The following is a 12502-nucleotide window of genomic DNA, read 5'->3' on the forward strand; positions in this document are numbered from 1 at the left end:
TGACGCGATCGCGGAAGAAAGTCCTGCGATGTCGACGGGGGATGGCGTGGCCCCACCATCCCGCCCGTCCCCGCGGTCACGTGACCGTCGGACTGCGGAGAGACTACGTAGCTCGGGCGACCCGCCCGCTCAGCGGGTGCGGCGGCGACCCTGTGTCACCAGGTTCCACAGGCCGGCGACCAGCACGGCGCCGGCGACCCCGTTCAGAACCCCGCCGACGACGTCCGTTCCGTAGTGGACGCCGACGTAGAGGCGCGACCAGGCGACGGCGAGCACGAAAAGGGTGCCGACGATCACGACGATCGCCCGGGGAAGACCGGCCCGCGACACCATGGCCATCGCCGTCACCAGCGCCGCCGCGAAGACGACGTGCCCGCTCGGGTAGCTGAGCGTCGCAGGCGAGATGTCGAGCACGTGCGTCAGATCCCGGGTGGACGGCCGGGGCTGCGCGACGGCCGCCTTGACGACCAGCGTCGTCAGCCAGCCCGCACCCGCGACGATGCAGGTGCCGAGGGCCCGCCGCCATCCCACGGCGAACAGCAGGATCACGAAGACGACGGCCAGGATGCCGGCGACGACCACCGGATGGTCGAGGCGATCGAGGAGGAGTGCGGCGGCGTCCAGCAACGGCGAGTTGACCCCGTTCACGGCAGCGTCGAGTCCGTCGAACCGCACGGCGGGGATCGCCTTCGCGACGAAGCCGAGGGCGATCGTGACCGCGAAGAGGACGATGCTCCAGACGATCCAGTGGGCGGGGGCGCGGAGGGCCCACGACGTCGATCGCCTGGAGTGCATCCCCTCAGAGTAGAGAGGAGGCGCGGGCTTAGCCTGGACGTCCGCCGCTGGAGCGTGTGAAGACGTTCAGCGGACGAACGGCGCGATCGACCGCGCGATCGTCACTGCGCGTTCGGCGACGTCGGCCGCAGAGCCGCTCCCGCCGGCGGACGCCCACTCCCGGACTGCGATGCGGAGGGCGGCGATGCAGGCCACGACCAGTAGCTCGGCCTGCGCGGCGGCATCCGCCTCGCCGGGTGGCGCGTCCGGTGCGGCGTCGTCGTGGGCGGCGACGTCCGCCAGGAAGGCGGAGACCGCCGCGACGAGCCCCGATCGCAGGTCGTCGAATCGCCCGAGCCGGCGGCGGAGGAGCCCGGCGTGCCGCGCGGCGATGAGCATGCGCGCCTCGCGGAGTTCCGCATCCTGCTCGTCGGGGAGGGAAGCCGTGAACAGGGTGTCGACGAGCGCGCCGACCACGCTGCCCTGGTAGGCGTCGGCGAAGCGCCGGCCGATCCACTCCGGGTCGCCCCAGGCCCGGCGGATGTCGAAGAGCGCGTCCTCCTTCGTGTCGAAGTAGTTGAAGAAGGTGCGATGCGAGACAGGCACCCGCGCGCAGATCTCGTCGACCGTCACCTCGTCGAGGTCGCGTTCGAGGGCCAGTTCCAGGGTCGCGCGTTCGAGGTCGGCTCTGACCTGCGCCTTCTTGCGCTCGCGGAGTCCGTCGGGGGATGAAGTTTGCATAGATGGAAATTTTGCAGTCATGTCATTTGTTAGTTGACTTCGGTCACCTAATTATATATGGTTGATCGTCGTCAACCAATTGTGCGAAGGATCCACATGTCAACAACGCTCTCCAGGGACGGGTCACCGGTCGCGATGTCGCACCGGCAGGTGCTCGAGTCCCTTTCCGGACTCCTGCTCGGGATGTTCGTCTCGATCCTCGCGGGCACGGTCGTGTCGACCTCGATGCCCCGGATCATCTCGGAGCTGCACGGCGATCAGACCGCATACACCTGGGTCGTCACCAGCACGCTGCTCGCGACGACGGTCTCGACGCCCATCTGGGGCAAGCTCGCCGACCTGCTCAACCGCAAGCTGCTCATCCAGCTCGCCCTCGTGATCTTCGTCGCGGGATCGGCGATGGCCGGGTTCTCGCAGGACACCAGCATGCTGATCGGCTTCCGCGTCATCCAGGGCCTCGGCGCCGGCGGTCTGACCGCGCTCAGCCAGATCATCATGGCCGACATCATCAGCCCGCGCGAGCGCGGCCGCTACATGGGCCTCTTCGGCGGCGTCATGGCCGTCGGAACGGTCGGCGGTCCGCTGATCGGCGGACTGCTCACCGACTCGGTCGGATGGCGCTGGAACTTCTTCGTCGGCGTTCCCGTCGCGGTCGCCGCGATCATCCTGCTCCAGGTGACCCTGCGCCTCCCGAAGCGGCCGGCGCGGAAGGTGCGCATCGACTACCTCGGCGCGATCTTCCTCGCCGCCGGCGTCTCCCTCCTGCTCATCTGGGTCTCGCTCGCGGGCAAGAACTTCGACTGGTGGAGCGCCGAGACCATGTGGATGGTCGGAGGCTCGATCGCGCTCATCATCGCGACCATCGTGACCGAACTCGTGGTCAAGGAGCCGATCATCCCGCTCGGGATGTTCAAGAACCGCACCTTCACGCTCGCCGTGATCGCCTCCATCTCGGTCGGCGTCGCGATGTTCGGAACGTCCGTCTTCCTCGGTCAGTACATGCAGCTCGCGCGCGGGGCGACGCCGACGGAGTCCGGTCTGCTGACCCTGCCGATGATCCTCGGCCTGCTGCTCTCCTCGATGATCGTGGGTAACCTCATCAGCCGGTTCGGCAAGTGGAAGGGCTTCATGATCGCCGGCTCCCTCCTGCTCACCGCCGGGCTGTACCTGATGAGCACGATCGAGTACGACACGAACTACTGGCTCGTGTCGCTGTACATGCTCGTGCTGGGCGCCGGCGTCGGCATGGTGATGCAGAACCTGGTGCTCATCGTCCAGAACACGGTCCGTCCCGACCAGCTCGGCGCGGCCAGCTCGAACGTGGCGTTCTTCCGCAGCCTCGGCGGCACCATCGGCGTCTCGGTGATGGGATCCATCCTGGGCACCGCGGTGAAGGACATGATGGCCGACCGCCATCAGGAGCTCCTGACCGCCGTCGCCAAGCTCGGCGCGAAGGGCGTCGCGGCCGCGAAGTCGCTGCAGAGCGGGACCCTCCCCGAGGTCAACACCCTCCCGGTGCCGATCCGGACCATCGTCGAGTCGGTCTACGGCCAGGCCGTCGCCGGCATCTTCCTGGTCGCCGTCCCGCTCGCGATCATCTCGGTGATCGCCATCCTCTTCCTCCCGAACATCAAGCTCGGCAGCAAGACGGCGATCGAGCGGATGCGCGAAGAGAACGGCGAGACGCCGCTCGAGGCCGCAGAGGAGAACGCGGTGGAGGTGGCGGAGGCCCTCATCGGCGCCCCGGCCACCGGATCGGTCGCCGCCGTCCGCCGGGACGCCGGTGAGGGCACCGCTGGGAACGGGCGCTCGACGGCCACGTTATGATCGCGGCCATGGACAACACGGATCGGGTGGCGGCGGGTTCCGCCGCCACCCTTCCCGCCGCACCGGAACCGGCGAGCGATGCCGCCATCTCCGACGTGGAGGAGCAGTTCACCCGGCTGTTCAACCAGGTCGGCACCGCGATGCGCGATCGGGCGGAGCGCATCCACCCGGATCTGCAGCCGGGCGGCTACAAGCTGCTGACGACGATCGTGCGCAGCGGTCCCATCCACGCGGGCGCGCTCGCCGCGATGCTGTACACCGACAAGAGCGTGATCAGCCGGCAGGTGAAGCTGCTGGAGGACATGGGCTTCATCGAGCGCAAGACCGACCCCACCGACCGGCGCGCCAGCTTCATCGCGGCGACTCCCGAGGCGATCGAGAAGGTCGACGAGGTGCGCGCCGCCGATCAGGCGACGCTGTACCGGGGCCTCCGGCGCTGGGGCGAGGAGGATGTGCGGCGCCTGGCCGAACTGCTCGCCCGGCTCAACGAGGTCACGCGCTGACGGCTCTCCCGGTGGTGTTCCGACCGGACGCTGGTACCCTTCCTCTGGTATGCCCCCCGCATCCGCCCCCCTTCGCCCTCGCGGCCGCCGCTCGGCAGGCCGCAGCGCCGCTGTGCCGTCGCAGCGGGTGCGGATCCGGCTTCCGAAGTCGCGGCGGCGGCCCCTGCTGCCGCTGCAGCACCGGATCGGCGTGACCCTCGCGGTCATCGGCCTGGTCTGCGGGTTCTCGATCGTCCCGACGGACGACGCCCTCGCGTCCACCCTGCTCGTCGCCCCGTCGACGACGCTCGCGCCGGGCGACGGAACGGCCGACACGACCCCGCCGGCGCCCGCGCAGCAGCTGCTGGTGGATGCGACGATCGCCGCGCCCGTGGTGAACCGCGAGGACCTCAGCGCGACCGACGGGCTGCAGACGCTCGCGCGCGTCGGCACGAACGAGGCCTGGGCGAAGCTGGTGCTGATGTTCGGCGGCTGGCCCCAGACCGACGCGAACGTGACCGTGATGCTGCGCTGGATGCGCCAGGAGAACGGGCCGCCGGACTGGTGGAACCGTAACAATCCTCTCAACAACGGTTACGGATCGGGCGGTGGCGCGGGTCTCGGAAGCTATCCGGACCTGATCACGGCGGCGGAGTACTGCGCCAAGAACCTCCAGCGCGGCTACCCGGGCATCGTGGCCGGGCTCGAGGCTGGCACGTCCGCCGACGCGACCGCCTCCGCCATCTGGGCGTCGCCGTGGGCGACCAGCCACTACGGCAACGGCACCCACTGGAGCACGCGCCCGGTCGAGATCGTGCAAGCCCCCGCCTCCGCCTGGGGACTCTGACCGGCATCGAGTCGTGACCCGATGTCCGGATTCGGGCCGCGTCGTGACGTGATGTCACGACTCGATGCCGTCAGGACTTCGCGAGCCAGGTGCGCAGGCGATCCAGCGGCCAGGTGGTGATGATCCGGTCGGCGGGGACGCCGTTCGCGGCGGCGCGCGCGGCGCCGTACGCGAGGAAGTCGAGCTGGCCGGGCGCGTGCGCATCCGTGTCGATCGCGAAGAAGCATCCAGCATCGAGGGCCCGCTGGATGAGGTCGTCCGGCGGGTCCTGGCGCTCCGGCCGCGAGTTGATCTCGACGGCGACCTGGTTCTCGACGCACGCGGCGAAGACGGCGTCCGCGTCGAACTCCGACGGCGGGCGCGTGCCGCGCGACCCCTGCACGAGTCGGCCGGTGCAGTGGCCGAGGACGTTCGTGTGCGGATCGCGGATGCCACCCAGCATCCGCTTCGTCATCGTCCGCTTGTCGGAGCGCAGCTTGGAGTGGACGCTGCCGACCACGACATCCAACCGGCCGAGCAGGTCGGGCGTCTGGTCGAGCGTGCCGTCCTCCAGGATGTCGACCTCGATCCCGCGGAGCAGGGTCACCGAGCCGGTGTCGAGGCCGGCGATGACGTCCAGCTGCTCCTCCAGCCGCTCGGCGCTGAGGCCGCTCGCCACCGTGAGGGTCGGGGAGTGGTCGGTGATCGCCTGGTATTCGCGCCCGAGGCTCGCAGCGGCAGCAGCCATGACCTCGATGGGGACGGTCCCGTCGGACCACTCGGTGTGGCTGTGCAGGTCGCCGCGGAGCTGGGCGAGCAGGCCGGCTCCCGCCGTCTCGAGCGGCTGCGTGTTGCGTTCGCGGAGGTCGGCCAGGTAGTCGGGGACATCGCCGTCGACCGCCTGCGCGATGACCTGGAAGGTGCGGTCGCCGATGCCCTTCGTGCGCTTGAGCCGTCCGTCGGCGACGCGTTCGGCGAGCTCGTCCGCGTCGAACGGGGCGATGATGGCGGCGGCGCGCCGGAAGGCCTGCACCTTGAAGCTCGGCGCGAGCTCCCGCTCCAGCCAGAAGGCGATCTCGTTCAGCGCGTCGACGGGGTCCATGCGGACCAAGGTACTGCTATGGGGTTCAGAGGAGGCGCGCTTGATTGCGCGCTCTCCTCTGAATCGTGCTGTCAGAAGTTGCCGATCAGGTGGTCCACTGCCGGCCGTACGACGTATTGTGCAGCCCCGCGACGGTTGAATATCCGGGCTTGGCTACAGCCTGCGACGAGCTGTAATACCACCCGGTGGTGTAGCGCGCACCAGTCGTCGGAACCACATACGTTGCGGCGGCACCGTATGGTTCGCAGTTCTGGGTTCCGGATACACGCGTTGTCACGGCACCGGTCGAGGCGGACGACACGACAACCTTGCCGCTTGTTCCACACGATTCCGTTCGGTTGCCATTGGCGAACGCGGCGGGCGCCGAAGCCGTGGCGACCACACTGGCGGCAATGATGCCGGCTATAGCAAGAGTGATCTTCTTCATTTGTTGATACCTCCTCGGGAAACATAGCAATCACACGCTTAAGGTTCGAATTAATAAATACATATTGAGGTTTGATACGTTTCCTCTATGAGATGGCTCTCGCGGGTGTGCCAGGTGTTCGTGTTTTCGCTTCTGCTCGTGGTCGGGAGCGGGTGTTCGAGCGATTCGCCGTCCTCGGACACGTCGCTCGGGGGAGGGGGCATGTCGGAGCAGCAGCGTTCTGAACTCGCGGACTCGCACGTGACCTATGACGAGTACCAGGCCGCTTTCACGAGGTTCGTCGTCTGTCTCGAGGCCGGCGGGTTCGTCGTCGAAAAGGTAGGCGAGAGCAATCAGGTCATTGATTACCGCATTCCAGAGGCCGCTTCGAAAGGCGGAACATCCTCGCGGTGTTACGACAGGGAATTTCGGCAGGTCGACGCACGGTGGCAAGTTTCACGCGAGGACACGTCCGCGCAGGCGGCGCGCTTCAGGGACTGTCTCGTGGCTGCTGGGATCGAACCGAGGGCCACAGAGCGAGAAATGTACGATCAGTTGATCGCCGCTCATATCGATACGGTCGCCTGTGTGGGCTAAAGCCGAGCGGCGGTCGGGTCGTGCGCTGGGGAGCGTCCTCGTCCTCGTCCTCTTGTGGGGGATTCCCGTCGCGGCTGCTGCCGTGCTCATCCCCGCCTCTTGGGCGCTCGAAGACGAGGCTCTAAGGCCGCCCGGGGCTCAGCTGTCACGGGTCGGGGAGCGGACGCTCTCCTTCCGTCAGAGCATCGACGTGAAGGCCACATTTCCGCTTGTGCCCGATCTCTCGTCGCCCCAGCCCGGCACAGTGACAGGACTCGCGGTGTCGGCCGGGACCAGGCCCGCGAATGGAGACCCGCTTGTATCCATCGACGGCCGAACGGTGTTCGCCATCACGGGAGAGGTACCCCCATACAGGGAACTCCGCAAGGGAGATTCCGGGCCCGACGTGCGCGCCCTGTGCGACTTCTTGGTGGCCCGTCAGGCGCTGGATCCCTCGAAGGTCGATGACCAGTTCGGGTACAACGTCGAACGAGCGGTGAGAATCTTCCAGTCGGACGCTGGGGAACCCATCGACGGCATCTTCCATCCGCCATCGACGATCTACCTGCCATACCCCGAAGCGGCCGTGTCGGAGCTGAAGACCTATGTCGGCGATCTCGTGGACATCGGCACGCCGCTCCTGGCGGTGAGACCTCGCGCAACGTCAGTCACGTTCACCGTTGCCGGGAGCGAAGATCGGCCTCCATCTGCTCCCCCGGGCGCCGTCGACCTCGTAGCGGGGGAAGAGACGGTGCGTCTGGGGTCTCCGGCACCGACACGTGACGATTTCGATGCCGTCATCGATGCGCTATCGGATGCTGCCATCGCAGGGGAGGTCACCAAGGCGTCGGCGGACCTCGCGATCACCTATTCGGGTGCCACGCTTTCCGCTGCCTCGTCGGTGGTTGTGGGAGTGGTACCTAGTTCGTCCATCATCCCGCTCAGGGAAGGCACCTTCTGCATGCTGCTTGTTGCGAGCAGCAACCACGCCGAGCCGGTGAAGCTCACCGCTGCAACCGTTGAAGGCGAGGTCGGCCAGGCGGCCATACCGCGCGAGTATGTGGGGCAGAGGTTCTACATCGATCCGATGGGACTCCCGGAACGCGAGCGTGCGTTGTGCAAGTAAGCGTGTCCGATGCTCGTGTCGACTTCGGGAACATCACCGTATTCAGCAATCTCAATGCGGTCTTTCCGGCGAATGCGCTGAGTGTCGTGGTCGGACCGTCGGGAAGCGGAAAATCAACCCTCCTCAGCGCCATGTCGGGATATAGCCGGCTGACGGCCGGTCGCATCCGGCTGGGCGACCGGAAGGAGTACCTGCCAGATCCCCGACAGGTTGCCTGGGTGCCTCAAGGCTCGAACGCACTTGCGGCCCGCTCAGCGTTGGCCAATGTCATGATCGGTGCGCTGAGTGCCGGAATGACCATCGCCGACGCGGAGGATCGCGCCCGGGTAGAACTGGGTCGGGTCGGCTTGGGTGATCGGATCCTCACTCCGGCGCGACTTCTCTCGGGCGGTGAATTGCAGCGAGTGGGATTCGCGCGCGCGCTCGCTGCCTCGCGACCGATCATCTTCGCTGACGAACCATCCGCCAGCCTTGATCTCGCGGCGACTCGGAGACTGCGCGGGGTCCTCTTTGATCTGCGTTCCTCCACGACGATCATCATCGCCACCCATGACCAAGAGCTCGTGGCCGCTGCAGAGAACATCGTCGACTTGAGGAAGCCCGGCGGACCGTATGTGGCGTAGATCGAGTGTCCTCCATGAGGCAACCCGTAACGTCTTCACGACTGGATCACGATTCGCCCTTCTTATCTGCGCAGCGGTCGTATTCGGCGCGTTGTTGGCGGTCTTTCCCGCGGTAGAGGCCGACAACTTCTCGGTCGCGATGCGGGACCTCTCCAAAGCGGGCCGCAACGTTCTCGTCTTCGAGTCCGCGGATCCGGAGCAGCCGATCAGGGTGACCCGCGCGAGCTGTGAATCACTCACGGACATCGACGGCGTGAATCGGGCCGGGGTCGTGGTGCCTTGGACATCAATGAGCTTCATCCAGCTCGGGCGCGATGTCGACGTGCTGCAGGTCAGCCCGTCTCTCATTCCACAGCTGAGAGAGAGTGGTGCCGTCGTGGGCGCAGCGCTGGCGGATGGTCGCAGAACGATCGCACTGGAATGGCCTGTCCAGGGTGTCATCCAGGCGGTTGCCGCGCGGGAGCAGCCGCCGGGCCTTGACACGAACTCCGCTGTCGTCGTGGCCGCGGATGCCGGGATGTCGGTCGCATCCTCGTGCACTGTCATCCTGGAGCCTCTCGCCTCCGCACGACGCCTCATCACCATCGTGTCGGCGACGCTTCAGGTGGAAGGGACCTTGTCAGTGCGGCGGACATTCGAAGAAGGCCGCGATGCGATCGAGGAATTCGCACAGCGGCCTGGCCGCGTCATCCCGGTGATTCTCGGCGCGATCTTCGGGTCAGGAGCGGGCTTGATGACGCGCATGCGAAGGAGCGAGATCGCGGTGTACCGGTTGACAGGATCGGCACCTTCGACGGTCGCGCTTCTGCTGACGTTGGAGCATCTCACCCTGGCGGGACTTGCCGCGACTGCTGCTGTGGCCGGCTCCCTGCTCTTGCTACCGCACTTCGTCAGTCCCTTGTCACAACTCGCCATATGTTCGGCGGCCGCCTTAGGGTGGGCACTTGTCGCCATCGCACTCTCGGTGGATCTGGCATTCCGCAACCCGCTCGGACTGGCCAAGGACCGGTAACCGTGTCGGCGGTGCCCGGTAGCGTTCGTCGCATGGGGAGAATCGTCTTCGACACGGCCGCGACCATCAACGGGTGGATCGCCGATGAGCACGACTCGCTGTCCTGGCTGTTCGCGGTGCCGGGCGGGGAGGAGCCGGATGAGGGCCTCCTCCCTCAGGGCGCGACGGTGATGGTGGAGGGGCGCACCACGTACGAGTGGGTGCTGCGTGAGAGCGGCATCCTCGAGGCGCCGGAGAAGTGGCAGGAGTTCCACGGCACGCGTCCGACCTTCGTGTTCACGCACCGCGAGCTGCCGGTGCCCGACGGCGCCGACATCCGGTTCGTCTCCGGCTCGGTGGCGGAGGCGCTTCCCGCGATCCGCGAGGCGGCGGGCGACGGCGACATCTGGGTCGTCGGCGGGGGCGACCTGGCCGGCCAGTTCTTCGATGCCGGGGCGCTGGACGAGCTGGCGGTGTCGATCGCGCCGGTCGCGCTCGCCGGGGGCGCTCCGCTCTTCCCGCGCCGCGTGGAGTCCGACCGCCTGCACCTCGAATCCGCGGAGGCCGTCGGCCAGTTCGCGCGGCTGCGCTACCGCATCCTGGCCGCAGAAACGACCGCCTGATATATCGTGGGTCGCGTTCGACGGAGGGATTCGACATGACCGCAGCGGCCGACAGCCACGATCTGATCCGCGTCCAGGGGGCGCGGGAGAACAACCTGAAAGACGTCAGCGTGGAACTGCCCAAGCGGCGGCTGACCGTGTTCACCGGCGTCTCGGGCTCGGGGAAGAGCTCGCTGGTGTTCGGTACGATCGCCGCCGAGTCGCAGCGCATGATCAACGAGACCTACAGCGCGTTCGTGCAGGGCTTCATGCCGTCGCTGGCGCGGCCGGACGTCGACGTGCTCGAAGGGCTCACGACCGCGATCATCGTCGACCAGGAGCGGATGGGCGCCAACGCGCGCTCGACGGTCGGCACCGTGACCGACGCGAACGCCATGCTCCGCATCATGTTCAGCAGGCTCGGCCAGCCGCACATCGGCTCGCCGCAGGCCTTCTCGTTCAACATCCCGTCGGTCACCGGCCGCGGTGCGATCACGGTCGGCGGCAAGACGGAGTCGCGCGAGTTCGCGCAGCTGGGCGGCATGTGCCCGCGGTGCGAGGGGATGGGCAGCGTGAGCGACATCGACCTCACCCAGCTGTTCGACGACAGCAAGTCGCTCGCCGAAGGCGCCATCACCATCCCCGGCTACACGGCGGACGGCTGGGCGGTGCGGATCATCGGCAGCTCGGGCTTCGTTCCCGCGGACAAGCCGATCCGCGAGTTCACCGAGCGGGAGCGGCAGGACTTCCTCTACAAAGAGCCGGTCAAGGTGAAGATCGAGGGCATCAACATGACCTACGAGGGGCTCGTCCCCAAGGTCCAGAAGTCGATGCTGTCGAAGGATGTCGACGCGATGCAGCCGCACATCCGGGCGTTCGTGGAGCGGGCCGTCGCCTTCGCGACCTGTCCGGAGTGCGGCGGCACCCGGCTGAGCGAGGGCGCGCGGTCGTCGAAGATCGCAGGGATCAGCATCGCCGATGCCTGCGCGATGCAGATCACCGACCTGTCGGACTGGGTGCGCGGGCTCGACGAGCCGACCGTCGGGCCGCTGCTGAAGAACCTCCAGCATCTGCTCGACTCCTTCGTCGACATCGGACTCGGCTACCTCTCGCTCGACCGGCCGTCCGGCACGCTGTCGGGCGGCGAGGCCCAGCGCACCAAGATGATCCGCCACCTGGGATCGTCGCTCACCGACGTCACGTATGTCTTCGACGAGCCGACGGTCGGGCTGCATCCGCACGACATCCAGCGGATGAACGAGCTGCTGCTGCAGCTGCGCGACAAGGGCAACACGGTGCTCGTGGTCGAGCACAAGCCGGAGGCGATCGCGATCGCCGACCATGTCGTCGACCTGGGGCCGCGCGCGGGCTCGGCGGGCGGCGAGGTCGTCTTCACCGGCACCGTGGACGAGCTCCGCTCGAGCGGCACCCTCACCGGGCGGCACCTCGACGACCGCGCGCACCTCAAGGAGACGGTCCGGACGCCGAAGGGGGCGCTCGAGGTGCGCGGCGCCTCCGAGCACAACCTCCAGGGAGTGGATGTGGACATCCCGCTCGGCGTGCTGGTGGTCGTCACCGGGGTCGCCGGGTCGGGGAAGAGCTCCCTCATCCACGGCTCCGTCGCCCCGCGGGCGGGCGTCGTCTCCGTCGACCAGGGGGCGATCCGCGGGTCGCGCCGCAGCAACCCGGCGACGTACACGGGCATGCTGGAGCCCATCCGGAAGGCGTTCGCCAAGGCCAACGGCGTGAAGCCCGCGCTGTTCAGCGCCAACTCGGAGGGCGCCTGCCCGAACTGCAACGGCGCCGGCGTGATCTTCACCGACCTCGGCGTCATGGCCGGTGTCTCCACCGTGTGCGAGGTGTGCGAGGGCAAGCGCTTCGACGAGTCCGTGCTGGAGTACCGGCTCGGCGGCCGTGACATCAGCGAGGTGCTCGCCATGCCGGTCACGGAGGCGGAGGAGTTCTTCGCGGGAGGTGCGGCGAAGCTGCCTGCGGCGCACGCCATCCTGCAGCGGCTGTCGGATGTCGGGCTCGGCTACCTGACGATCGGCCAGCCGCTCACCACCCTCTCGGGCGGCGAGCGGCAGCGCCTGAAGCTGGCGACGCACATGGCGGAGAAGGGCGGCGTGTACGTGCTCGACGAGCCGACGACCGGCCTGCACCTGGCGGACGTCGAGCAGCTGCTCGGGCTGCTCGACCGGCTGGTCGACGGGGGCAAGTCGGTGATCGTGATCGAGCACCATCAGGCCGTGATGGCGCACGCCGACTGGATCATCGACCTCGGTCCTGGGGCCGGACACGACGGTGGCCGCCTCGTCTTCGAGGGCACCCCCGCCGACCTGGTCGCCGCGCGTTCCACCCTCACCGGCGAGCACCTCGCCCGCTACGTCGGAGCCTGAGCCGCCCGCCCACCGTCGAGTACGCAC

The 12502-nt window shown here is 67.8% G+C and carries 13 protein-coding genes; 9 read left to right on the forward strand and 4 right to left on the reverse strand.

Going from position 1 to position 12502, the window contains the following annotated elements; all coding sequences use genetic code 11:
• Positions 1-129: 129 nt before the first annotated feature.
• Both BJ963_RS15690 and BJ963_RS15695 read right to left on the reverse strand, forming a co-directional pair.
• On the reverse strand, positions 130-795 hold the full coding sequence (locus tag BJ963_RS15690; RefSeq protein WP_179457466.1) for a phosphatase PAP2 family protein: 666 nt from the start codon (positions 793-795) through the stop codon (positions 130-132).
• A 66-nt stretch (positions 796-861) separates the two neighbouring features.
• Positions 862-1515 (reverse strand): TetR/AcrR family transcriptional regulator, encoded by a 654-nt coding sequence (locus tag BJ963_RS15695; RefSeq protein ID WP_179457467.1) that lies wholly within the window; start codon positions 1513-1515, stop codon positions 862-864.
• A 135-nt stretch (positions 1516-1650) separates the two neighbouring features.
• On the opposite strand from BJ963_RS15695, the gene BJ963_RS15700 reads away from it, so the two are divergent.
• Genes BJ963_RS15700 through BJ963_RS15710 form a run of 3 tightly spaced genes read left to right on the forward strand, consistent with a single transcriptional unit; the run spans position 1651 to position 4671 of the window.
• Positions 1651-3342, forward strand: coding sequence for an MDR family MFS transporter (locus BJ963_RS15700; protein WP_179458174.1), 1692 nt, complete (start codon positions 1651-1653; stop codon positions 3340-3342).
• 8 nt (positions 3343-3350) lie between these two features.
• Positions 3351-3845: a MarR family winged helix-turn-helix transcriptional regulator gene (locus tag BJ963_RS15705; RefSeq protein WP_246298079.1), complete on the forward strand. Its 495-nt coding sequence runs from the start codon at positions 3351-3353 to the stop codon at positions 3843-3845.
• A gap of 49 nt (positions 3846-3894) precedes the next feature.
• Entirely contained in the window at positions 3895-4671 is a 777-nt protein-coding gene (locus BJ963_RS15710; RefSeq protein ID WP_246298080.1) for a hypothetical protein, read from the forward strand.
• Positions 4672-4741: 70 nt separating this feature from the next.
• Here BJ963_RS15710 and BJ963_RS15715 read toward each other — a convergent pair whose 3' ends face one another.
• Together BJ963_RS15715 and BJ963_RS15720 are read right to left on the reverse strand one after the other, a co-directional pair.
• Positions 4742-5752, reverse strand: a complete 1011-nt coding sequence (locus tag BJ963_RS15715) for a PHP domain-containing protein (protein WP_179457469.1) — start codon at positions 5750-5752, stop codon at positions 4742-4744.
• Between the two features lie 85 nt (positions 5753-5837).
• The gene (locus BJ963_RS15720) at positions 5838-6179 is read right to left on the reverse strand and encodes a hypothetical protein (RefSeq protein ID WP_179457470.1); all 342 of its coding nucleotides are present in this window, start codon (positions 6177-6179) and stop codon (positions 5838-5840) included.
• A 201-nt stretch (positions 6180-6380) separates the two neighbouring features.
• On the opposite strand from BJ963_RS15720, the gene BJ963_RS15725 reads away from it, so the two are divergent.
• The 6 genes from BJ963_RS15725 (at position 6381) to BJ963_RS15750 (ending at position 12475) form a co-directional block, all read left to right on the forward strand.
• Positions 6381-6755 carry a hypothetical protein gene (locus tag BJ963_RS15725; protein ID WP_179457471.1) on the forward strand — a complete coding sequence of 125 codons (375 nt, stop codon included), beginning with the start codon at positions 6381-6383 and terminating at the stop codon, positions 6753-6755.
• 82 nt (positions 6756-6837) lie between these two features.
• The gene (locus tag BJ963_RS15730; RefSeq protein WP_179457472.1) at positions 6838-7860 is read left to right on the forward strand and encodes a peptidoglycan-binding protein; all 1023 of its coding nucleotides are present in this window, start codon (positions 6838-6840) and stop codon (positions 7858-7860) included.
• A gap of 2 nt (positions 7861-7862) precedes the next feature.
• Complete coding sequence (locus BJ963_RS15735; protein WP_179457473.1) at positions 7863-8483, forward strand: ATP-binding cassette domain-containing protein; 621 nt, start codon at positions 7863-7865, stop codon at positions 8481-8483.
• 94 nt (positions 8484-8577) lie between these two features.
• Positions 8578-9495 carry a hypothetical protein gene (locus tag BJ963_RS15740; RefSeq protein ID WP_179457474.1) on the forward strand — a complete coding sequence of 306 codons (918 nt, stop codon included), beginning with the start codon at positions 8578-8580 and terminating at the stop codon, positions 9493-9495.
• Positions 9496-9527: 32 nt separating this feature from the next.
• Positions 9528-10097 (forward strand): dihydrofolate reductase family protein, encoded by a 570-nt coding sequence (locus BJ963_RS15745; protein WP_089915471.1) that lies wholly within the window; start codon positions 9528-9530, stop codon positions 10095-10097.
• Positions 10098-10132: 35 nt separating this feature from the next.
• Positions 10133-12475: an ATP-binding cassette domain-containing protein gene (locus tag BJ963_RS15750; protein ID WP_179457475.1), complete on the forward strand. Its 2343-nt coding sequence runs from the start codon at positions 10133-10135 to the stop codon at positions 12473-12475.
• Positions 12476-12502: the final 27 nt, after the last annotated feature.

This window comes from Leifsonia soli, from assembly GCF_013408745.1.
Taxonomy (GTDB): Bacteria; Actinomycetota; Actinomycetes; order Actinomycetales; family Microbacteriaceae; genus Leifsonia; species Leifsonia soli.

Bases quoted from the DNA above. Each gene is read 5' to 3' on its own strand.
- BJ963_RS15710 (WP_246298080.1), top strand. From the start codon at position 3,895: ATGCCCCCCGCATCCGCCCCCCTTCGCCCTCGCGGCCGCCGCTCGGCA.
- BJ963_RS15750 (WP_179457475.1), top strand. From the start codon at position 10,133: ATGACCGCAGCGGCCGACAGCCACGATCTGATCCGCGTCCAGGGGGCG.
- BJ963_RS15720 (WP_179457470.1), bottom strand. From the start codon at position 6,179: ATGAAGAAGATCACTCTTGCTATAGCCGGCATCATTGCCGCCAGTGTG.
- BJ963_RS15690 (WP_179457466.1), bottom strand. From the start codon at position 795: ATGCACTCCAGGCGATCGACGTCGTGGGCCCTCCGCGCCCCCGCCCAC.
- BJ963_RS15725 (WP_179457471.1), top strand. From the start codon at position 6,381: ATGTCGGAGCAGCAGCGTTCTGAACTCGCGGACTCGCACGTGACCTAT.
- BJ963_RS15745 (WP_089915471.1), top strand. From the start codon at position 9,528: ATGGGGAGAATCGTCTTCGACACGGCCGCGACCATCAACGGGTGGATC.
- BJ963_RS15695 (WP_179457467.1), bottom strand. From the start codon at position 1,515: ATGCAAACTTCATCCCCCGACGGACTCCGCGAGCGCAAGAAGGCGCAG.
- BJ963_RS15700 (WP_179458174.1), top strand. From the start codon at position 1,651: ATGTCGCACCGGCAGGTGCTCGAGTCCCTTTCCGGACTCCTGCTCGGG.
- BJ963_RS15715 (WP_179457469.1), bottom strand. From the start codon at position 5,752: ATGGACCCCGTCGACGCGCTGAACGAGATCGCCTTCTGGCTGGAGCGG.
- BJ963_RS15705 (WP_246298079.1), top strand. From the start codon at position 3,351: ATGGACAACACGGATCGGGTGGCGGCGGGTTCCGCCGCCACCCTTCCC.